This window comes from Flavobacteriales bacterium, from assembly GCA_016124845.1.
Taxonomy (GTDB): domain Bacteria; phylum Bacteroidota; class Bacteroidia; order UBA10329; family UBA10329; genus UBA10329.
Map to the genome: position 1 here is coordinate 64,890 of WGMW01000033.1, position 21,085 is coordinate 85,974.

Annotated in this window: 19 protein-coding genes; 6 read left to right on the forward strand and 13 right to left on the reverse strand. The window is 49.2% G+C overall.

The features are described 5' to 3' along the window. The first annotated feature begins 15 nt into the window (after window positions 1-15). From GC178_12695 to GC178_12720, 6 genes are all read left to right on the forward strand, one after another. Window positions 16-1,908: a TonB-dependent receptor gene (locus tag GC178_12695; protein MBI1288422.1), complete on the forward strand. Its 1,893-nt coding sequence runs from the start codon at window positions 16-18 to the stop codon at window positions 1,906-1,908. Further along, window positions 1,905-2,918, forward strand: a complete 1,014-nt coding sequence (locus GC178_12700; GenBank protein MBI1288423.1) for a hypothetical protein — start codon at window positions 1,905-1,907, stop codon at window positions 2,916-2,918. Before GC178_12695 ends, GC178_12700 begins: the two co-directional genes overlap by 4 nt. A 234-nt stretch (window positions 2,919-3,152) precedes the next feature. Then, window positions 3,153-4,373, forward strand: a complete 1,221-nt coding sequence (locus GC178_12705) for a hypothetical protein (protein MBI1288424.1) — start codon at window positions 3,153-3,155, stop codon at window positions 4,371-4,373. Between the two features lie 16 nt (window positions 4,374-4,389). Continuing rightward, window positions 4,390-4,848 (forward strand): response regulator, encoded by a 459-nt coding sequence (locus tag GC178_12710; protein MBI1288425.1) that lies wholly within the window; start codon window positions 4,390-4,392, stop codon window positions 4,846-4,848. Window positions 4,849-4,914: 66 nt separating this feature from the next. Then, window positions 4,915-6,201 (forward strand): response regulator, encoded by a 1,287-nt coding sequence (locus tag GC178_12715; GenBank protein ID MBI1288426.1) that lies wholly within the window; start codon window positions 4,915-4,917, stop codon window positions 6,199-6,201. Between the two features lie 389 nt (window positions 6,202-6,590). Beyond that, window positions 6,591-7,565 (forward strand): hypothetical protein, encoded by a 975-nt coding sequence (locus GC178_12720; GenBank protein MBI1288427.1) that lies wholly within the window; start codon window positions 6,591-6,593, stop codon window positions 7,563-7,565. A gap of 231 nt (window positions 7,566-7,796) precedes the next feature. On the opposite strand, the gene GC178_12725 is transcribed toward GC178_12720, so the two are convergent. From GC178_12725 to GC178_12785, 13 genes are all read right to left on the reverse strand, one after another. After that, complete coding sequence (locus GC178_12725) at window positions 7,797-8,312, reverse strand: hypothetical protein (GenBank protein ID MBI1288428.1); 516 nt, start codon at window positions 8,310-8,312, stop codon at window positions 7,797-7,799. Beyond that, complete coding sequence (locus GC178_12730; GenBank protein ID MBI1288429.1) at window positions 8,309-10,900, reverse strand: T9SS type A sorting domain-containing protein; 2,592 nt, start codon at window positions 10,898-10,900, stop codon at window positions 8,309-8,311. Before GC178_12730 ends, GC178_12725 begins: the two co-directional genes overlap by 4 nt. 91 nt (window positions 10,901-10,991) lie before the next feature. Next, entirely contained in the window at window positions 10,992-11,657 is a 666-nt protein-coding gene (locus GC178_12735) for a TrmH family RNA methyltransferase (protein MBI1288430.1), read from the reverse strand. 13 nt (window positions 11,658-11,670) lie between these two features. Continuing rightward, entirely contained in the window at window positions 11,671-12,729 is a 1,059-nt protein-coding gene (locus tag GC178_12740) for an agmatinase (GenBank protein ID MBI1288431.1), read from the reverse strand. Between the two features lie 73 nt (window positions 12,730-12,802). Next, window positions 12,803-13,075 (reverse strand): DNA-binding protein, encoded by a 273-nt coding sequence (locus GC178_12745; GenBank protein ID MBI1288432.1) that lies wholly within the window; start codon window positions 13,073-13,075, stop codon window positions 12,803-12,805. Window positions 13,076-13,243: 168 nt separating this feature from the next. Beyond that, window positions 13,244-14,191 carry a methionyl-tRNA formyltransferase gene (locus tag GC178_12750; GenBank protein MBI1288433.1) on the reverse strand — a complete coding sequence of 316 codons (948 nt, stop codon included), beginning with the start codon at window positions 14,189-14,191 and terminating at the stop codon, window positions 13,244-13,246. 131 nt (window positions 14,192-14,322) lie between these two features. Further along, a complete protein-coding gene (locus tag GC178_12755; protein ID MBI1288434.1) occupies window positions 14,323-15,660 on the reverse strand; it encodes an MATE family efflux transporter in 1,338 nt (445 codons plus the stop codon). Continuing rightward, the gene (locus GC178_12760; GenBank protein MBI1288435.1) at window positions 15,660-16,805 is read right to left on the reverse strand and encodes a methyltransferase domain-containing protein; all 1,146 of its coding nucleotides are present in this window, start codon (window positions 16,803-16,805) and stop codon (window positions 15,660-15,662) included. Before GC178_12760 ends, GC178_12755 begins: the two co-directional genes overlap by 1 nt. Window positions 16,806-16,971: 166 nt before the next feature. Next, window positions 16,972-17,568, reverse strand: coding sequence for a DNA-3-methyladenine glycosylase (locus GC178_12765; GenBank protein MBI1288436.1), 597 nt, complete (start codon window positions 17,566-17,568; stop codon window positions 16,972-16,974). Further along, window positions 17,565-19,454, reverse strand: a complete 1,890-nt coding sequence (locus GC178_12770; protein MBI1288437.1) for a RecQ family ATP-dependent DNA helicase — start codon at window positions 19,452-19,454, stop codon at window positions 17,565-17,567. The genes GC178_12765 and GC178_12770 overlap by 4 nt, the downstream gene beginning before the upstream one ends. Window positions 19,455-19,481: 27 nt before the next feature. After that, window positions 19,482-20,426, reverse strand: a complete 945-nt coding sequence (locus GC178_12775) for a type II toxin-antitoxin system HipA family toxin (GenBank protein ID MBI1288438.1) — start codon at window positions 20,424-20,426, stop codon at window positions 19,482-19,484. Further along, window positions 20,416-20,751, reverse strand: a complete 336-nt coding sequence (locus GC178_12780; GenBank protein ID MBI1288439.1) for a phosphatidylinositol kinase — start codon at window positions 20,749-20,751, stop codon at window positions 20,416-20,418. The genes GC178_12775 and GC178_12780 overlap by 11 nt, the downstream gene beginning before the upstream one ends. Further along, the gene (locus GC178_12785) at window positions 20,748-20,957 is read right to left on the reverse strand and encodes a helix-turn-helix domain-containing protein (GenBank protein MBI1288440.1); all 210 of its coding nucleotides are present in this window, start codon (window positions 20,955-20,957) and stop codon (window positions 20,748-20,750) included. Before GC178_12785 ends, GC178_12780 begins: the two co-directional genes overlap by 4 nt. Window positions 20,958-21,085 lie beyond the last annotated feature (128 nt).

The following is a 21,085-nucleotide window of genomic DNA, read 5'->3' on the forward strand; positions in this document are numbered from 1 at the left end:
GCAGAGGAATGAAAGATGAAGAACATAGGCGTTTGCCTGTTTTTATGTGTGATGCATACCGTCTGCTGGGCGCAGGTCGGTGACAGTATCGTTCATCCTGTGGTAACGGTCACCGAACAGCGGATTGCCGAGGCCATCGGCTCGTCCGTTACCGAAACAGATACGCTGCTTTATGCTTTGCAGCGCTCTCGCGGATTGACGCAGGTGCTGGAAACCGAGAGTTATATATCCACGCGGGCGTACAGTCCAGGTGGTGTGGCCAACTTCTCGGTGCGTGGGACCGGTTCGCAGCATACGCAGGTAGTGTGGGAAGGTATTGCCATCAACGATCCCATGTTGGGGCAGACCGATCTTTCGAGCATTTCCCTGAGCGGTATTTCCAATGTGCGGGTGCTGTATGGTTCCGCTGGCCTCACCAATAATTCGGGTGGTATTGGCGGAACCATCGAACTCATCCCGCAGAAAGAACGCATCACGGATGGCTTCGATGGCAAGCTGAATCTCAATGCGGGTTCATTCGGTGTGTACGGACTTTCCGTTCAGCTGCGCGATAGATACAGGAAGGTATTCGGTAGCACTTCGGTGGAATACCAGACGGCAAAGAACAATTTCAAGTACCGTAATCTGGCAAGCATCCAGCAGGAGGATAAACGGTTACAGCATGCCGCGATTCAACGCGTTGGTTTTACCAAAACACTTGGAGTTCAACTCAATGACCGAAACACGCTAAAGGCCAGTATTTACTATGCTCAGGTTGATCGTGAGTTTCCACCGACCATGCTGATGGTCTCCACCAAGGAAACCCTTTTTGACCGAGACGTGTGGGCGGCTCTGAACTGGAAACGCATCGGAAAACGCTCAAAGCTGTCGGTCACCTCGTCCTACATCTACGGTCAGCAGGATTATTTCGACAATAACGAATACACCTTCCATCATCTCTATCAGGCCAATAAGAACCTCGTCCGTTACAATTTAAGTCTTGGCCACAACCTTTACGTAGAAGCAGGCGCAGACATCTTCAATGAGACCGCCCGATCGGACAGTTCGTATCGTTCCAAACCGCATTGGCGTTTTTGGCAAGCGGGTTTCGCTTCGCTGAAGTATGTACCGAAGAAATGGGTGGCCGCGCAGGCATTGGTACGGGAGGACGTGATCGATGGTGGGTTCAGTCCTGTTCAAGGGTTGCTGGGAGTGGAAGTGAAGCCCTTGAAGTGGCTTTTCCTGAAAGGGAATGTGTCGCGGAATTTCCGCCCGCCCACACTCAACGACCGTTATTGGGCCCCGGGCGGAAATCCCGCCCTGAAAAGCGAAACGGGTTTCAGTTGGGAGGCTGGCGTTGGTTTCAAGGTTGATGAAGGGAAATTCCATTTCAAAACGGAAGGAACCTACTTCCGTTCCAACATCGACAACTGGATCATCTGGTTGCCTAACGGAAACCTTTGGACACCGCAGAACAAGCGTGCAGTTGCAACCAACGGAGTGGAAGCAAGGGTTGAAGCCTCTGCCAGGATGGGGAAAGTGCTTCTCCGATTGAATGGCGCTTACACGTGGGTCTCATCAACGGTGCAAGAAGGTACAGATGCCAACGATGCCTCTGTCGGAAAGCAGTTGATCTACGTGCCACAGCATCAGGCCAAGGCCAATTTCTCGGTGCATTTGGGCAAGTTGTATCTGCTGTATGCACACCAGTTCACGGGATTGCGGTACACCACTTCCGATAACAAAAGTTCATTGCCAAGCTACCAGATCGGGCAGTTGGCATTGGGCTATGCCTTCACGGTGAGGAAACATACCATCGGTATAAATCTGACCCTTGACAATCTCTTCAATACGCAATACCAGACCATTGCTTGGCGACCCATGCCAGGCCGTTCATTCTTACTAAACCTTAACTATCAATTCTTATGAAAAAGCTGTTTTTATTACCACTTGCGGTCGCATTCGGCCTTGCTTCCTGTAATCAGGACAACAATGACGACAACAAGAACTTCGACTCCTTCACCAATGGAGTATTCGTAGTGCATGAGGGGAACTTCCAAGCAGGAAATGCCTCGCTTTCGTTTTACAATAAATACAAGGGAGAGATGGAGAATGGCGTGTTCACGGCCGTTAATTCCATTCCGTTAGGAGATGTGGGACAAAGCATGGTCACGTTGGGAGACAAAGGCTATGTGGTTGTCAATAATTCTGGGAAGGTGGAGGTTGTCAACCTGCAAGACCTTTCATCTGCGGGAACGATAACGGGATTGAGTTCTCCGCGATATATCTGCGTGGTGAGCAATTCCGTAGCATACATTTCGGACCTGTTTTCTGGTGCGATCACCGTTTTCAATCCAGAGATGTTGGCGAAAACGGGAACCATTGCCCTGCATGGTGAAGTAGAGGAAATGGTAAATACATCGAACGGGGTGATGGTAGCGGGGTCTGGTGCCGATCAGGTTTTCAGGATCGATGCGCAGAATACGGTGGTTGACAGCGTGAATGTCGGCATCGGCCCAACCAACCTGGCGGTAGATGCCAACGGAAAAGTGTGGGTGATGACCAACGGTGGTTGGGGAACCGAAGAGCCGAAACTGGTACGCATCAACCCTGCGGATATGAGTGTGGAACTTTCACTCAACTTCCCGATAACCGATTTTCCCTCCAGCCTGAAAACAAATGCAGCAGGAGACAAGCTCCTTTGGGTAAATGGCGGTGTTTGCCGCATGGACATATCAGCCACAGCGCTGCCCTCTTCTGTGTTCGTAAATGCTGCGGCTTACAAAGTGGGCGTTGATCCGAGCGATGACAGACTCTACGTATCGGATGCGGGCGATTTCAACTCCAACGGCCATGTTTATCGTTATCAGGCAGATGGTACACCGATAGATACGTTTGAAGTAGGTGTTATCCCTGGGGAGTTCTGCTTTACGGAGTAACACATTGAAGTAGGTGAAACATGGACGAGCCTCTTTACGAGGCTTTCGCCTAACCATTAGTTGTCAATTCTCACATCCTGAGGATTGCTCAACTCATCGGCTTATGGATGCAGTAGGTCTGATCATGTCATTTTTAGGGCAGAAAAATATTATCTTTTGAGCGGCAATTGGAACAGCCGTCAATCTATCGGATGGTTTTTCAATGGTCAGTTATAGATTCTTAACCATTCGATCATGGAAAGTCTGAATACCGAAAAGGCTGACATAAGGCCAAACTTCACCGAATCTGATGTTGAGTTGCTGAAGGTATATTTCGAGTTCAACGAAAAGTACTATTGGCAGATCAATGAAGAACTTACGGCTGCACTTTCGGGGCATCCTTTGTTCGGGCCTATACTTAGTGCCATGTCGCCAGAGCAGCAGCAAGAACAGAACAAACGCTCTCTGGAGCTACAACGGGCAGCCATTTATGAGAACAAATGGGAGGCATACACCCAGGATCTTATTGCTCAGGGTGTCATGTACGCTCGAATGGATGTGAAATATGCAGATTGGTATGAAGTGGTTCAACTGTACAAAAAGCATCTCACCCCATATATCAAGAAGGATTTTGGAAATGACGTTAACAAGGCCATGGATGTGAAAGATGGTCTTGGGAAGCTGATCGACTATGCCATGTATGGTATTGCAGAAGCCTATTTCAGGGAGAAGAATCGCGTAATAAACGAGATGAACCATGATCTGGAGCAGCGGGTAGAGCAGCGAACGGCAGAACTGGTAGAGATAAATAAGGAACTTGGTAGTTTCAGCTATACGGTGTCGCACGACCTGCGCGCTCCGTTGCGTGCCATTGATGGCTTTGCCAAGATTCTGGACAAGAAATTTTCCGATCAACTGGGTGATGAGGGCAGAAAGTACATCGGCATCGTTAGAGGCAATGTGGCCAAAATGGGCAACCTGATCGATGACCTGTTGGCCTTTTCTCGATTGGGAAGAATGGAAAGGAATACCAGTACATTCAGTATGAAAGGGCTTTTCCGTGAGGTGTTCGATGATCTGAAACAGGCAGAACAGGGCAGAAACATCGAACTGATAACGGATGACATGCCCGATGTGAAGGCCGACAGGGAAATGATGAAACATGTGGCCATCAACCTGCTGGGCAACGCCATTAAGTTCACAGGAGGAAGGGAACACGGAAAGATAGAAATGGGAGTGCAGGAAATGAATGGAGAGCAGGTGTTCTTTGTAAAGGATAACGGTGCAGGTTTTGACATGCGCTATGCGGATAACCTGTTCGGTATATTTCAACGGTTGCATTCGGATGATGAATTCCCTGGTACGGGCGTTGGTCTTGCTATTGTACAGCGCATTATTCATAAACACCAAGGGCGTATATGGGCAGAGGCCAGGCCTGATGAGGGAGCCACCTTCTATTTTACATTGAAAGATTGATCAACTTCTAATATTTATGATGATGAAAGAACATGCATTTGTAGAGATACTGTTCGTAGAGGACAATTCGAGTGATGCCGAATTGGCCCTATTGGCCTTGGAAGAAGAAAATCTGGCCAATAACGTTGTGTGGTTGAAGAACGGGGCCGAGGCCCTTGACTTTATCTTTGCCGAAGGGGCATATAAGGACAGAGATATAGACAACCAGCCTAAACTCATACTGCTGGATCTGAAGATGCCCAAAGTGGGCGGTATTCAGGTGCTGGAAAAGATACGGGCTGATGAACGGACCAAGAGCATTCCCGTTGCTGTAATGACCTCAAGCAAGGAGGAGCAGGATGTGATCGATACCTACAGGTTGGGAGTGAACAGCTATATCGTCAAACCTGTTGATTTTGATAAGTTCACCACAACGGTGAAAGAGATCGGTTTCTATTGGCTGCTGGTGAACAATCCGCCCATCAGGCATAGATAATTCCTAAGCTACTTCCAGACCTCTAATTAAACCTATCGGATCCGTCCGATACCATTCCATTCAACCATGACCGAAATTCTGAACCGATTTCAGGAGCATATCAGTATACTTCATATTGAAGATGATGAAGCGTACGCGCTGCTGGTAGAACTGACCTTAACAGAGGAGTATAAGAACATGAAACTGGTGCGGGTGCAGGCTGAAAAAGACCTCTGCCACCAATTGGTCACGTTCGATCCGGATATTATTCTTTCCGATTATTCCATGCCTGGTTTTTCTGGCCGCGAGGCGTTGAAAATATGCCAAGCATTGAAGCCTGATATACCGTTCATATTCATATCGGGTACCATTGGAGAGGAGCGTGCGGTGGAGGCGCTGAAGAACGGGGCTGCCGATTATGTACTGAAAGACCACATGGGAAGACTGCCGCATGCCGTAGCGCAGGCCATTGCCATGCAGCATGAGCGCAGAGCCAAAAAGAAAGCGGAGGAAAATCTGCATGCCGCCTTGGAACACATGGAGTTTCTTGTGCAGGAGCGCACCCGCAACCTCGAAACGGCAAAGAGCGAACTGGAGGAGAAGAACCGCGAGATGACCGACAGCATCAACTACGCCAAGCACATACAGAACGCTTTTACACGTGAGCTGCGTTCGGACGTAATAGGTGTAAAAGACCTGTTTGTACTGGACATGCCGCGCGATATACTGAGCGGAGATTTCCATTGGGGACATTTTGACGAAACCAACAACTGCTCGTACGTTGCGCTTGGCGACTGTACAGGCCATGGCGTTCCCGGAGCGTTGATGACCATCTTGGCCGTGCAGCTTCTGGAGCAGCAGCTGATGGAGCAGAAACGGAGGCGCGATACCAAAAAGGTGATCATGGCCTTGGATGCGGAGATAACGGATTTTCTCGGACAGACCGAAGACTCCTCCATGCTGAATGATGGGATGGAAATGGTGCTGTTCCGGATCGACCATGATTCTAAGATCATTCATTTCACCAACATCGGTAGGGATGTTTACCATTATAGTAAAGGCGTAATGATGGTAACAAAAGGCTATAGATCGATGATCGGAGGTATTATCCGCGTGCAGACACAGCATGCTGAAGTGCACAGCGTACATTATGGACAGGGAGATAGGGTCTATGCCTTCTCAGATGGATATGTGGACCAGTTTGGAGGTGAACGGGGAGGCAAGATGCTGCGCAAGCGCAAGGAGGCATTCCTCAATACGATCCAATCAGAACCATTTGCCATGCATCGCCAGTTACTGCAACGTCACTTCCTTGAATGGAAAGGCTCTAACTTTCAAGTGGATGATATGATCGCTTTGGGTTTGGAACTCTGACCTACCTCTCATATTCACATATCCTCAAAACTGCAGTTTTCGGCCATTGCGGGGACCCGCACCCCACCCGAACTGCAGTTTTCGGCCATTGCGGGGACCCGCACCCCACCCAAACTACAGTTTTTGGCCATTGCGGGGACCCGCACCCCACCCAAACTACAGTTTTTGGCCATTGCGGGGACCCGCACCCCGCCCAAACTGCAGTTTTTGGCCATTGCGGGGACCCGCACCCCACCCGAACTGCAGTTGTTGACCATTGCGGGGGCCCGCACCCCGCCCGAACTACAGTTTTTGGGCGTTCCAACAAAAAGCGGCAGGGTGTTGCGGTTAACGAAAAGATAGTATACATTCATTCTATCATTTTTTTCAATAAACCTAAACCTACCATCATGGCAACTTATGAATCCCCCCGATCGCATGCAGAACGTCTCATTTTCCTATCACGCTCGGCCATTACAGGCCAGCAGGATATTGATGCAGGTCGCAATTACGTCACCCAGGCCACTATCGACCAGGTGAATGCCACACTTACACCATATCGCGCGGCCGTCAACGCCATAGCGGTTGCATCGGCAGGGCGCAGCCATGAGGTACACGCCCGCGATGAGGTCATTGCCCCGGTGATCACCTACACCCGCGACCTTTGGGAAGTGCTCAAGCGCAGAGTGCATCGGCTGGGCCAACCGGCATCTGTGCTGGCATTCTATGGGCTTACATTGGAAGGCATTGTACCCAGACCCACTACGACCGACCAGTGGTTGGAAGCGGCCAGTAGCTGTGTAGAAGGCGATGCGGCCGCTGTGACAGCGGGCTACCCGGCCATGGCCAATCCGAGCGCGGCCGAACTGGCCGCAGTAATGGCCACCGCTGTTCCGGAGGTGAGCGATGCGGTGGCAGCCGACCGTGCACTGGACGAAGCGCTGGCCCTGGCCGCCAGTTTCATTCCAGCAGCCGATGAGGTGATAGATGACGTGATGCAGGAACTCCGTTTCAATACCCGTAAGATGGATTTTCCCGGTCAGCGCAGAATACAACGCAGCTATGGGGCGCATTTCCGCACCGCCCCGGGCGAACCATCGGATGGCGCCCACACACAGGAACTCGGTCGTGGGGATGGCATCATCACCATGTTCAACGGTGTGCTGGAGTTCGCACCCATCGAACCGGGAAGCATCAATGCCACGGACGGTATTGAGATCTTTACCGATACTCCCAATACCGATGGATCGGGTACGCTCTCAGGTTCTAATGGAGGTACGGGAACGGTCCAATATGCTAACGGTGTCATCTCCATCAACTTTATGATGGCCCCTACGTTGGACCAGCCCATCACGGTCAATTACGTGGAGCAGCTTGATGCATGAGGCATCATCTAACAGCAACGCCTCATCCCTGATATTGGAAAGGCCGCCTCGCAAGGGCGGCCTTTTTTTTCATGGAAGGTGTATCATTGAATAATATGTTCTAAATTCACTTCCCAGTTCCAATTCCTGGTTTCGCCCCCATCGCATGACGCTTCGGCTGATTCGGTGGGGGTTTTTCATTCGGAAAGGTTTTATCTAAGTATAATGGGCAACCGATGGCAGAACGCCTGTTCATGGATTGAGAACCTCGCAGGTGTTTTCCAGTTGACCCTTCTCGATCAACTGGTTCAATTGGTTTTCAATGTCGGTGAACGCACTTCTCAGTCCGCAATCGCAGATCTCGGTCAATGGCTCACGGTCAATGATCATCTCATTCAGCTCCGCCAATGAAGGAGGTTCTTCCAGTTTGGCATATTCGCTGTAGGTCAACTTTAAGAAACCCACGTACTGGTTGATACCACGATTGTCCAGCAGGTAGCCGTTCTTCAGCGGTGTTGGCAATTTCAATTTTCCATCAACCGAAAGGTCGGATGGATGCGGATACGAAACGATGTCTCTTCCATCGGCCGTCAAGAGTATAGGCACGTTCTCACGTAGGTCTGTTTTTGTCTTATAGACCATCACATGCGGGCCAGGCTCAAAAACCGGGACCACATCTGGTATGGAAGAAGCGTCTGCCTTTTCAGCTTTCTTGCTGGTGGTGCAGCCCACCACCAGCATGGTCATTAGAAATAACGACCACTTCATTTGCCCACAACTATTCTACGGATGGCAATTCCCTTGTCCGTGGTCAATCTCAGCATATACATACCATCAGCAACTGCATCCAATGGCATTCGGATCAGTTTTTCGCTGATGTTCGTGTTCATGGACTGCACGGTCTTTCCATCCACCGACATCAGCTCAATGGCTTCCAGGTTCCCTTCCGAATTCGAGAGGTCGATGGTCACCAGATCCACCGCAGGGTTCGGATAAACACGGATGTCCTTCAATGCTTCAGGTTCTTCAATTCCCACATGCGCAGTTCTACTGATGTTGATGTCCAACAGATAGGTGCCCGTTTCGCCCGCGAAGTAGGGCGCCACATGGAAATAGACCATGCCGCCATTGTTCACCGAAATGTTGCCCGGCATCACATCATCGTAGGTGTCAGACCAGTTGCTGCCATCCGTAGAGTAGGAGAAGAGTGCATCTACCGAATAGGTGTTGCCGTTTCCACTGTTGTACGAATCGTGCAAACGGGCAGAGACCGTGTAATCATAGCCAGAGGAAAGATTGATGCCGTAGAAATCGTTGTCCTCGCCCGTGTGCAGGTTGGAACCGACCGTGTTGCTGTTGGCATTGTTGCCAGAGAAACTGGTAGAAAGGGTGTAACTCTGGTTGAAGGTGTTGTTCACTTCGTATTGATCGGGAGTGAGTGAAGGTGCCTGTACCGTCAGATAGATCGGATTTTGATAATTGGTCGATCCGGTAAGTTCCCATGTGCTGCTTCCACTTGATTGATGCTGAACCGCGAGCAAGTAGGTTCCCGGTGCGGCCGAAATGGTGTTCGAGAACGTCAGATAAGGCGACAGATACGTATATCCTGGCGGAAGCCCATTGGATTCGGTAATGGTGGCAATGGATTGCACGTACGAGCCATCGAGGTTGTACAGATCCACAGAATACGTGCCGAGGAAATTGGAATTTCCGTTGTTCAGAATGTTCAGGTTCACCGAAACGTTCTGCCCTTGCGTTACGGTCGTTCCCGGACTTACATTCATGCTCGAATTCAGTTCGATGCTGTTCGGGTTGATGACATCGATCTGCGCCACATTGGTGTAGCTGCCATTGTCGGCCGCAGCTATCCAGTTGCCGCCAGATGCCTTGTAAAAGATGCCCACATAATATGTTCCTGGCAGCATGCTGAACAGTCCGTTGGTGGAGAACACGAGGTTATTGTTGTAAACGTATCCCGCCTGTAGCGAATATCCGGTCAGCGTTTGAACGAAATCGATGAAGTTTCCCTGCGAATCGAAAACGGCCGCACCGTAATCTCCACTGAAATCGTTCTGTCCTTGGTTAACGATATTGCTTGATACGCTGAACGATTGACCATAGTAGATGGTTGATGCAGATGGCGTAACGTAGTTGTAAAGCGCGAGGTCGTACGTGTCGTTTCCGCCACCACCGCCTCCGCCACCTCCGGGAGGTTTGATGCCGATGAGCACCTGATGGCCGCTGTTGTAGCCGCCAGAGCCACCGCCAGTTCCAGTTCCACTTGGGTTGAGGGCGTTGATGGAGAAGTAGCCGTCATACGCGCCTGCCCAACCCCAATTGAAGTGGAAAAAGCCGCTGTTGTCATAGCCATCACACACAAAGCAATGGCCACCTCCCGATCCGAAACCAGCGTAGATGATGGGCCGACTGGCATCCAATTCCGCTTTCAGCAGATTGCTCCATTGGGTGTCGTTGTAGTTGTCGCGTTCCTCACCATGCAGCGATGGGTCGTAGCCGAAATACGTTTTCAACGCATATTCAGAACAATGCTGAACTGGGCTTTGGGCCGAAATGACATACGCATTGCTCACCTGCGGACTGTAATCCATGTCAACACTTACACCGCAATGGTACATCAGCGTGGCCACCGCATTATTGGAGCTGTTCACCGTATTCGGCATCGAACTCCATTGGTAGGTCGTATTGCCAAAACTGGCCGATAATGTTCCGTACGTGCTATGATTGTAGGAGTGGAATCCGGAACCATTGGCCGGATAATCCCAGTATTTCATTACCTGTGCCATGGCCGTGGCCACACAACCGGTGACCGAACCTCCAGGACACAGCGCATTATAGTATGGTGATTGATTCCAGCGCGTGTCTACCAGCGGGCTTACTGCGGCAGCACGTGAGCCAGAAGCTACTGAACCGTGCAGATACATTTCCCATTGTTCGGCCGATTCCTGCGGTTGGGCAACGTCATCAGCAATCATCTGGCGAAGCTGGGTCTTGTAGCCTTCCAGCCACTTGCGCGTGTTGGTAGGAATCTCATTCGCATCGAACATGCCTTGGTCGGAATAAGCGAGGATGGGCAGCGAGCGGTCATCGCCCGACACGATCACAAAGCCTTCCTCATCCTGAAAGACATAGAAATACGTAATATCTGCTGCTGATGCGCCTGTTGCATCTGCGCTGTAAACGAGTTGAAGGTCATTGGCACTTCGGTCGCTTCCCGTTACCAACGTGGAAAGAAAGCTTCCCCCAACGGTTCGCGCGGTCTGTTCATCAACATGCGCAGCAAAGAGCCAAAGCGCAAAGAAATTCAGGATTGTGGAAAGTAGAAGTATACGTTTCATATCGGGTTGGATCAGAGGTTCAACAAGTTGCTTTGAGTTCTAAATTAAAAAGAAAATCAGAACAATTGTTAACCTCAGTATGACCATTTCCTTACCGATTTTCTTCTCGGTACCGCTGTTCCAATCCTTCCGGATCTTTCAGACAAAGGCGTATCCATTCGTCATAAAGTGCTTCGCTTTCTTCTGGTGGGAGTTGCCATTTTACGTTCTCTCTGCGGATTCTATCCGCCAAATGCTGTAAACAGATGGCGGCTGATACGGATATGTTCAGGCTTTCCGTAAAGCCGTACATCGGAATGTACATGTGGTAGTCTGCCAGTTCGAAGGCGTTGGAGGAAAGCCCCAGCTTCTCCGTTCCGAACATCAGGGCCAAAGGTTCATCCACCGGAAGGTCTTGCAGGGAAATGCTCTCAGCACTTGGGCTGGTGGCCACGATCTTGTAACCCTGTTGTTTCAGTTGGTTGATGCAGAACGTTGTATTGTCATGGTCTTCGCGGTATTGATGAATGTGCAGCCATTTTGCTGCGCCTTTCACCACTTTCGGGTTCACCCTATAGAAATTGGTGTTCTCGATAATATGCACATCCTGAAGCCCGAAACAATCAGCACTTCGCAGCACCGCGCTCGCATTGTGCGGTTCGTAGATGTCTTCCAGCACAACCGTCAGATAGCGCGTGCGCTCAGGCAATCGCGAAGCAATGATCTGTTGCTTGTTTTCCGTAATGAACGAAAGCAGGTATTTCTGAAGTTCTGTCAATCAGGCAAACCGATCATTCGGGCATTTTTCCGTTGGAAGCGCCCATCAGGTTGCACAGATGAAGCAGCATGCGCGCCCCAACGTTAATGTCCCATTCGTTCTCAGAAATTCCCACTTCCACCAGATCGAAACCGATAATGGTACGACCTGAGCGCACAACCGCCTTTATCAGATAAACGGCCTGCTCAAAGCTCAAACCTCCAGGCACTGGAGTTCCTGTGGCAGGGCAGAGGGAAGGGTTCAGTCCATCAATATCGAAACTGATGTAAACCTTCTGCGGCAGTTCGTTGATGATGGCATTACACGTTTCCTTCCAGCTTTCTCCCTCAAACGCCTTGGTCTTCAGTTGCTCATCAAAAAAGGCCACGATCCGTTCATTCGAACCGAAGATCACGTCCATTTCCTCTTCGCAGATGTCGCGCACACCGACCGAAACCAATCTGGTCACACTTTCAAGCTTCAGCGCATTGGTCATAATGCTTGCATGTGAGTAAGTGAAGCCCTCATACGCATCGCGCAGATCGGCATGCGCATCAATTTGCAGAATTCCGAACGAATCATGCTTGTCGCCCAAGGCGCGCATCAATCCAAGCGGTGTGCTGTGGTCGCCACCGAGCACACCGACAAGTTTTCCTTCGTTCAGCTGGCTCAGCGCCCGCTGATAGACATACTCCATCAACTCGCCACATTGCTCATTGATGCCATCGAGCAGCGAACGGACCGCAGAACTCTCTTCGGATGTTCCTTGCTCCAGCATCTCGATCACCTCTTGCGCCTGCTTGCGGTAGTGTCGGTTCAGGTCCACCCATTCCATCGGGTATTCGCTCATCGCGATGCCCATTTTCCACGCGTCCTTGTAGCCTGGGTAGTAAAGATCCACCTGCTTGGATGCGAACATGATGGCCTCTGGTGCCTGACATGTGCCATCACCAAAAGAGACCGTTACATCCCAAGGCACGGGCATTACCACCACTTCGGCATCTTCCACTTCGAATGGAAGTCCGAAAAGACCCGCATCGGCCAAACCAGGGCCGTTCGGGTCGAAGGAATCAATCTTCTTTTGCTTGCTCATTTGTTGTCTAAGGTAAGGTCAAAATAAGAAAGGCCCCACGAATGGAGCCTTCCTCTATCATTGGACATTCGGTTTATTTCACGGCATCAGAAAGTTCGTTTCCTGGATTGAAACGTACCACCTTTTTTGCAGGTATTTTGATGGCTGTACCAGTTCTTGGATTACGTCCTGTTCTTGCAGCACGCTTAGATACGGAGAACGATCCGAAGCCGATCAAGGCTACGCGTTCACCTTTTTTCAATGCTCCAGTTGCCGCATTCACAAACGCGTCAAGAGCGCGCTTTGCATCTGCTTTGGAAAGACCAGCCTCTGCGGCCACTTGCTCAATCAATTCTGCCTTGTTCATGGTATGACAATTAGTGTTTTTAACCTTCGTTTGATAGTCCAAATATAGGCGGACTGTCAAGCGTGTCAAACGTACGAATCAAGATCGTGTCGTTTTGTTGATAAAAGCCATCCTTTGTTGATAACTGCGGCTGTAATGCCCGTGAACAGCGGGTTTCAGCGCATGGGCTTATTTGCAGACATAACCCGTAGGATCGAATCCGCGAAGAAAATCACCAGCATTCATTCGTTTTTTTCCAGCCATTTGAAGTTCCAAAATTTCCAGCCAACCATCTGCGCAGGAAATGAAAAGATGGTCATTTTCAACGGAGATGATTCCCGTTTTCCCGTGTTCGTTTTTTCCCGTTTTTCTTGCCCGAAAAATCTTCAGCCCGACCTCTTCGTCATCCTTTGTCAAAGAGGTGAAAGCCGTTGGATACGGAGACAGCCCACGGATCAGGTTGTAAACCTCCTTTGAAGGTCGGTTCCAATCGATCTTACAGGTTTCCTTGAAGATCTTCGGGGCTTCTTTCAGTTCTCCTTTTATCCTGTTCTGAGGAATGGAAGGTGCCGTTCCATTTTCAATCGCGGCCAGTGTTTTTACAACCAGATCGGCACCGACACGCATCAGTTTATCATGCAGTTGGCCAGCCGTTTCATCATCAGCGATCGGTACTTTTTCCTGAAAGATGATGTTTCCTGTATCTATTTGATGCTGAAGGAAAAACGTGGTGACGCCCGATTCCTTCTCTCCATTGATCACCGCCCAGTTGATGGGTGCAGCACCTCGATATTGGGGCAGGGGTGAAGCATGCAGATTGAATGTTCCCTTTGGAGGCATGTTCCACACTACTTCGGGCAGCATGCGGAAGGCGACCACCACTTGGAGCGTGGTATCCAAAGACCTTAGTTCATTCAGGAATTCTTCTGATTTGAGATTGGTTGGTTGAAGTACTTTCAGTCCATTTTCAACCGCAAATTGCTTGACGGCCGATGGTTGCAGCTTCATCCCGCGTCCTGCGGGTCGGTCTGGCGCGGTGATCACACCCACCACATTTGCACCCGCATCCAACATCGCTTTCAGCGTAGCAACGGCAAAATCGGGCGTGCCCATAAAAACAATTCGTTCCTTACTCATATTCCGACCATCTCAAATTGGATTGATATTTAAAGACATCTGAAAGCGACAGACTCACAGATTTCGCACAAAAGTAGAATCATACAAATCAGAGAAAATCTGTGAATCTGTGGCCGTAGCATGTCGTTTTCTCACTCATGAACTTTCGTGTTTTTCCACTTTCCGCTCCAAAGATAGATGCCCGAAAACAGCGAAATGAATATGAAATAGACAAACTCTGAGGTCCAAACGACCTTTAGTGATTGGTGATAGACACTTACCACCAAGTACAGGAAGGTGAGATAAATGGCCAAGGTGGTCACTTCGATAAGAAGCGTGATCTGGGTGTTTCCCGTGCCTGAAACCACGGAAATAAGGACAACTGCCACGGCAAACACCATAATGGCCATGCTGATGATCGGAATGATCGACATGGATTCATCTACCAACGATACATCGTTCGTGAAAATGGATAGTGTGAAACGTGGGAAGATTCCATTCAGCAAAACCATCAGAATGGTTGAGGCCAAGCTTACGATTACCAGACGTTTGATGAGCTTGCCCATCAGTTCCGTTCCACCTTGTCCGATGAGCGTGCTGGCAAACGTCTGTGTCCCTTGCGCAATGCCTATCAACGGTACCATGAGGATGGAATAGGCGCTACGTACCACGTTTGAAATGGCCAGCGGTCGTTCGCCCATTCCTTCGATCATTAGGAAAAATGTTAGCCACCCAGAAAGCGAAACCATGTGTTGCACCATCACGGGAAATGCCACTTTCAGCATGTTGGTTACCACCGGTAATTGCGGACGTTTGAACTGAAATGCAGCAAACTGCTGTCCGAATTTTCTATATCGAACCCAAAGCATCAGGTAGATCAGGCCAGAGGTTTCGGAAAGCACCGAAGCCCACGCAGCACCTTCGATCTCCATTCTCGGAAAACCGAAATTCCCGAAAACAAAAAGGTAATTGAACAAGAAGTTGAGTGCGGCCATGATGCCAGCCGAGTAGGAGATAGGCCGTGTTGTACTCACACCTGTTAGAAAGGAGCGGTAGGCAATGGTCAGAAAACTCGGAACGAAACTGATGATGCGGATATTCAGATACACCAGCGTGCTTTCAAGGATGGCATCGGATGAAATGATGGCGCTGAGAATGATCGGTGCAACGATGAAATGCAACGCGATCAAGGCAATTGCCAAGACCAACATGAGGTAAAGCAGATGGTCAAAAGCCCGACCGACACGCGGCATGTTTCCTTCACCGTGATAACGTGCCATGATGATCTGCGCACCGATTCCCAACCCGACCGCGGCCATCAGAAAAATGAGGAAGTAGATGCCTCCGAGACCCGTGGCACCGATCGCCACATCGCTGATGCGCCCCATAAAAGCCGTGTCGGTCATATTGATGACCGAAGTGGCAAAGAAGCTCAGAATGAGCGGGTAGGAGATCCGCCAGATGTTGCGGTATGAAATGGTTTCATGCATTACGAAACGTAAAGCATCAATCCTTTCAAATATTCTCCTTCGGGATGAAAAATGTTGACAGGATGATCGGGTGCGTGACCCAATCGTTTTAGCACGCGGACGTTTCTGCCAGCATTGATGGCGGCAGCCAGAACGGCACTTTCAAACATCTGTGGGTTTACCACCTGCGAGCACGAGAAGGTGAAAAGTAAACTGTTCGGGGCCATTCGTTTCAAAGCCGTTTCGTTCAAACGTTTATAGCCTTGTACGGCCCTATGACGCGCTTTGATGGATTTGGCAAACGCTGGCGGATCCAGGATCACCATATCAAAGCCATCTGTTCGCTCCAAATACTTAAAAGCGTCCTCGCAGATGGCTTCGTGGTTCTTTTCAAAACCGTTGATTCGAGCATTCTCTGCCGCCATTTCAACCGCAGGTTGCGATATATCCACCGAGGTCACCTTTTTGGCACCGTTTGCCAAGGCGTAAACCGAGAAACCACCTGTGTAGCAGAAGGTGTTCAGCACGTCTCGGCCTTTGGCGAATTGCCCAACCAATGAGCGATTATCTCGCTGATCCAGGAAAAAGCCCGTTTTCTGTCCATCAACCCAATTCACTTTGAACTGCAGATCGTTCTCAATCGAAATTCCCTCATCCATTTTTCCTTTCAAGAATTCGCCCGATTTCCGCGGAACATTGCGATGGTAGATGGTTTTCAGCTTCAAACCTTTCAGCGAGTTTAACGCCTCAGCAATTTCCTTCACCGAATTGGCCATGCCATCGGTGTGGCTCTGAACCACTGCACAATCATTGTAGATATCGATCACGCAGCCAGGCAGTCCATCGCCCTCGGCATGAATCAATCGGAAGCAATTATTGTGTTTGCCGATCAGTCCCAGATTTTGACGCACATCAAAAGCTTCTTGCAGTCGTTTGTTCCAGAATTCTTGGTCGATGCGCTCTTTTTCGAACGTCAGCATCCGAACCGCAATGGAACCATCATGATAGTGTCCGATGCCAATGAAGTTGCCATTGAAACTTTGGACACCGACCAATTCACCATTCTCAACTGGAGAGGACGTTTTGGCAATGGCACCCGAAAACACCCATCGATGCCTGCGCAGCAACGAGCTTTCCTTTCCTTTTTTAATGGTGACGGTCTTCATGCGGGCGGCAAAGGTATTCGATGATGGATGAATTGATTTTGAAGAAGACATTTATTGGCCACAGATTCACGGATTCTCACAGATCACACCGTTCAATTGATTCTAATCTGAGAACATCAGTGTAAATCTGTGAATCAGTGGCTATGAGATTTCATCTCGACCATAGTTAAGATAGTGTTTCTGGATTCTTCCAACGAAACCGATAGGGAAGTAGCGCATCTTCTTCTGCGTAGTCAATTCCAATCCGTGGACCAATTTCAATCTCGGTCGGATTCACTGCAATCGAATGGTCTTCGATCCAAACTGTATCTCCCAAAAGATCAAGATTGTTGTGTTGGCGGAATTCAATTCCCAATGCTTTGGTCAGTTTGCCCGGACCATCAGCAATTCGATGCAATGGTTCTTTGGTTTTCCTTCGGGAAACAATGGTTTCTATGCCTTCTAACGGATGAATTCCACGAACCAGAACCGCATGCGGAATGTCCTTCTTATTCGTCACCACATTGAATAGTGAATGCACGCCATAGCACAGATACACGTACGAGATTCCAGGTTTTCCGAACATGATCTCAGTGCGGTCGGTTCGTTTTCCGCCATGGGCGTGTGAAGCTTTGTCGACCGTTCCTGCATACGCTTCTGTTTCTGTGATAATCCCTTTGGTGATGATGCCATCGACATTCGTGCAAAGCACTTTTCCGATTAGTTCCTGCGCAATTAGAACCACATCGTCACGGTCATAAAAATCAACTTGCAACTTCTTCACGGCAGTCCGACCTTTCCGTTCATGTGATAGATCAGTTCGTTATTGTCAAGCATTAATTGAACTGCTTTAAGTATCTCTTTTTCAGGACGTTCAACCTTTTCGAAAAGTTCATCAATACTTGTTTCCGAACCGATGTTAGACTTCACGAGGTCGATGTCTTTCTCATCCAGCGAAAGCTTAGAAAGTCCTCGACACACATCACATTTTCCGCAGTGTTTGCTTTCCATCTCTCCGAAATATTTGAGCAGCATCTGACTTCGGCAGACCTTATCACTTTCCACAAAATGAATAGCTGCATTGATGCGGTCCTTGATAAGTTGAATGCGCAATTCGTAAACCTCTTTCGAAAGGTAAATGTCCTGTTTGCGAACGCGGCCACCCACAAATGTGAGCTTCGGTAGTCCGGTTGAGGGTCTGTAGTCGATAACCTTCAAACCATGCAGTTTTTGCAGAATAGCGGTTGCCTGTTCCAACGAATAACCAGAACGTTTGGCGATGAGTTGTTCGTTTATTGGAACGAATTCTTCGAACAGTCTTCCATAGGAACGTAGCAACACCTTGGTCAATCGGTTCACCTTCGGATTGCGCATTTCTAAATCGTATAGCGTATCGTGATTGACGAGAATCTGTAGTGACGAACGCGGGTCCGAATTGGACGAAACCTGCAAAACATCTGCCTTTTCCAAGAACGAAATGGATTTCATTACCTCATTGGGTTTCCATTTGTAGCGGTCGCAGAAAGCGGCAAGGTCAAAGTCGAACCAAACGTCTTCACCGCTTCCTTCTGCCAGTTGGAAATAACTGCCCAATGCATAATACATTTCCTTGATGCGTTCGCGGGTTGGGAATTCGTTCTCCAAGCGCTTCTTCAGTTCGGTGATGTCTTTCTCTCCAACAAGTGCCACCGCATAGCTCTCTTTGCCATCGCGCCCTGCGCGGCCAGCTTCTTGAAAGTATGCCTCCAAACTGTCTGGGAAACCGAGATGAATGACCAAACGTACATCGGGTTTGTCGATACCCATTCCGAAGGCATTCGTAGAAACGATAATTCGCGTCTTATCATTGATCCAATCATTCTGGCGTGTCTGTCGTTCCTCAAATGAAAGTCCTGCATGGTAGAACGAAGCCGAAAGCTTTTGTGATTGCAGAAACTGCGCAACTTCCTTGGTTCGTCTCCGATTTCGAACATAGATGATGGCACTTCCAGATGTTTTCTCCAACACGCGCAGCATGCGTCCTTTCAGGTCATCTTCTCGCAGCACCATGTAAGAAAGGTTTTCGCGAGCGAACGATTTTCTAATGACGTTCTTCTTTTTGAACGCCAGTTTTTCCTGAATGTCTTCCACAACTTTCGGTGTGGCGGTGGCGGTCAGAGCAAGCACAGGAACTTTCGGTAGTAGTTCTCTTATTTCCGCTATCTGTAAATAGGGCGGGCGAAAGTCATAACCCCATTGCGAGATGCAATGTGCCTCATCCACCGCAATCAGATTCACGTTCATTTTCTGAAGCCGCACTTGCACAATTTCTGTCCGCAAGCGCTCAGGACTCATGTACAGAAACTTCACATCTCCATACACGCAATTGTCCAGAATGGTGTCTATCTGCGAGAAGTGCAGCCCCGAATGCAGCGCCACCGCATTGATACCTTTCTTCTTCAGGTTTTCCACCTGATCTTTCATCAACGCAATGAGTGGCGAAATGACGATACAAATGCCATCCATGCACAGCACTGGAACTTGAAAACAGATGGATTTTCCACCTCCAGTAGGCAGCAAGGCCAACACGTCTCTGCCATCCAAAGCCTCTTGAATGATCTCGCGCTGCTGCGCACGAAATGCATCAAAACCCCAGTATTGTTTGAGTATGGATTCTGGCGTAACGCTCATCTACGCCAAAGATAGATGGTTGTGGAGCTATGAGAGATGCAATTGGGAATATCGCTGATCAAGCAGTTGGCCGTAAGCCGACTTCATTTCGTCCGAAAGAAACGAGTCATTGAGAAGTTTGACGGCTTTCGGTCGGTTGCGCTTCATGCGATTGAATGCACTTTCCATCTGTTTGTCCGTAAGTCCAAGCCCATTGCCGAATCGGTTAAAATGTTCTCGTTGGAGTTTTCTTTTCTTTCCCGCCAGCGTCAACGCCAATTCTTCTTGGTCGTCTGGAAGAATGACGGCAACGTTCAGCAGATCATAGGCAGGAGCAAGCATCCAGCCCGATGCACTTTCTATCATCGAAAAGTTCTTTAGGTGCATGTCATTGTTCCCTGTCAAGAAGGAAAACAGGGTCAGTTCGAAGAAAAGGATCTTGTCAAGAAGGGTATTGCTCGAATAACTGTCGAGTGCCTTGCCGACCTTTTCCATGGAACTTCTGTACTTGTCAAAGGCTTCGGTGACCTGAAACATATCGAGCATGTGAATCTTCTCTCCGCTGTCAGTTCTGTCAATGCGTTTAGTGATGTATGACAGTTCGCCAGAGGCCAGCCGAATGAGGGAAGAGGGAACCACGCGAATACCGAAAGCCTCAGCAATGCGCATGGTGACGTGTTCGTTCTCAGGCATTTGAGGAAATCGGTCGGATGGTGGTTTGAAGATGTATTGGCCGCCAAGCGCACCGACAACGGTCAGTCGTGCATCCGCTTTTTTTCTGGCGGTTGTTACCAACGACATGGACAATTTGGGCTGCACACCAGGAACGGTTACGCTGCGTTCAACCACCTGCTTGGCCAGCTCATCCATCTGATTCAATGAATATTCGATGGTCGGTGGTTGGCGTGTGCCGAAAAACTCTACGGAGCATTTCTCGTGGAAGTCGGCATCACCATCCAACGGCTGATAACAGTAAAGGCATTTACGCGACATCTTCCGTAGGAATTGGTTCGACACTTACCGCACCGATGCAGTTCTGGCAGCAGGCCAGTAGAAGTCCCATACGGTCGTTGCGGTTGATCTTCCAGTTCTTAGACGCAATATCGAGCAGCCAGCCTTCGGGTATCAGGCCTTCGAAAAACGGGAACAGCCGATTGTCTTGATAAGGACTGTCGGTAACAGGCATGGTGAAGGTGATCGGTCGGTTCGGATGTTTTTTCACATACGAAGCATCGTACCGAAAGACAAATTCACCATCGTTGGTTTCGGTGATCGTTCCTGCCAAGCTGTTCTTGTAAAACACCTTTCCGCTTCTCATCTGCTCAGGTCTTTGCTGTTCACAGGAGCAAGTTCATGCCCGAACATGCGTAAGACAAGGTTCACCTTTTTCATATTCAGGTTGGTTTTTCCCTGTTCTATTTTGCGAACCACCGTAAGTGCCACACCAGCGCGTTCTGCAAACTCTTCCTGTGTGAGGTTCACCTCCTTTCTCCGCGCTTTAACAAACTCAGCCAATCCTTTCATTATATGCTGATTGATATAATTTAATGTAAAAATAAAGAATTATATGTTATGAGATATAATTTGCATTACCAAATCTTATTTATATGTAAATAGATATAGAAACAGTAGTCTGAACAGGCTGTTCAGGT

Excerpts from the sequence above, each read along its gene's own strand:
- GC178_12695 (MBI1288422.1), top strand. The coding sequence starts at position 16 with ATGAAGAACATAGGCGTTTGCCTGTTTTTATGTGTGATGCATACCGTC.
- GC178_12700 (MBI1288423.1), top strand. The coding sequence starts at position 1,905 with ATGAAAAAGCTGTTTTTATTACCACTTGCGGTCGCATTCGGCCTTGCT.
- GC178_12705 (MBI1288424.1), top strand. The coding sequence starts at position 3,153 with ATGGAAAGTCTGAATACCGAAAAGGCTGACATAAGGCCAAACTTCACC.
- GC178_12710 (MBI1288425.1), top strand. The coding sequence starts at position 4,390 with ATGATGATGAAAGAACATGCATTTGTAGAGATACTGTTCGTAGAGGAC.
- GC178_12715 (MBI1288426.1), top strand. The coding sequence starts at position 4,915 with ATGACCGAAATTCTGAACCGATTTCAGGAGCATATCAGTATACTTCAT.
- GC178_12720 (MBI1288427.1), top strand. The coding sequence starts at position 6,591 with ATGGCAACTTATGAATCCCCCCGATCGCATGCAGAACGTCTCATTTTC.
- GC178_12725 (MBI1288428.1), bottom strand. The coding sequence starts at position 8,312 with ATGAAGTGGTCGTTATTTCTAATGACCATGCTGGTGGTGGGCTGCACC.
- GC178_12730 (MBI1288429.1), bottom strand. The coding sequence starts at position 10,900 with ATGAAACGTATACTTCTACTTTCCACAATCCTGAATTTCTTTGCGCTT.
- GC178_12740 (MBI1288431.1), bottom strand. The coding sequence starts at position 12,729 with ATGAGCAAGCAAAAGAAGATTGATTCCTTCGACCCGAACGGCCCTGGT.
- GC178_12745 (MBI1288432.1), bottom strand. The coding sequence starts at position 13,075 with ATGAACAAGGCAGAATTGATTGAGCAAGTGGCCGCAGAGGCTGGTCTT.
- GC178_12750 (MBI1288433.1), bottom strand. The coding sequence starts at position 14,191 with ATGAGTAAGGAACGAATTGTTTTTATGGGCACGCCCGATTTTGCCGTT.
- GC178_12755 (MBI1288434.1), bottom strand. The coding sequence starts at position 15,660 with ATGCATGAAACCATTTCATACCGCAACATCTGGCGGATCTCCTACCCG.
- GC178_12760 (MBI1288435.1), bottom strand. The coding sequence starts at position 16,805 with ATGAAGACCGTCACCATTAAAAAAGGAAAGGAAAGCTCGTTGCTGCGC.
- GC178_12770 (MBI1288437.1), bottom strand. The coding sequence starts at position 19,454 with ATGAGCGTTACGCCAGAATCCATACTCAAACAATACTGGGGTTTTGAT.
- GC178_12775 (MBI1288438.1), bottom strand. The coding sequence starts at position 20,426 with ATGTCGCGTAAATGCCTTTACTGTTATCAGCCGTTGGATGGTGATGCC.
- GC178_12780 (MBI1288439.1), bottom strand. The coding sequence starts at position 20,751 with ATGAGAAGCGGAAAGGTGTTTTACAAGAACAGCTTGGCAGGAACGATC.
- GC178_12785 (MBI1288440.1), bottom strand. The coding sequence starts at position 20,957 with ATGAAAGGATTGGCTGAGTTTGTTAAAGCGCGGAGAAAGGAGGTGAAC.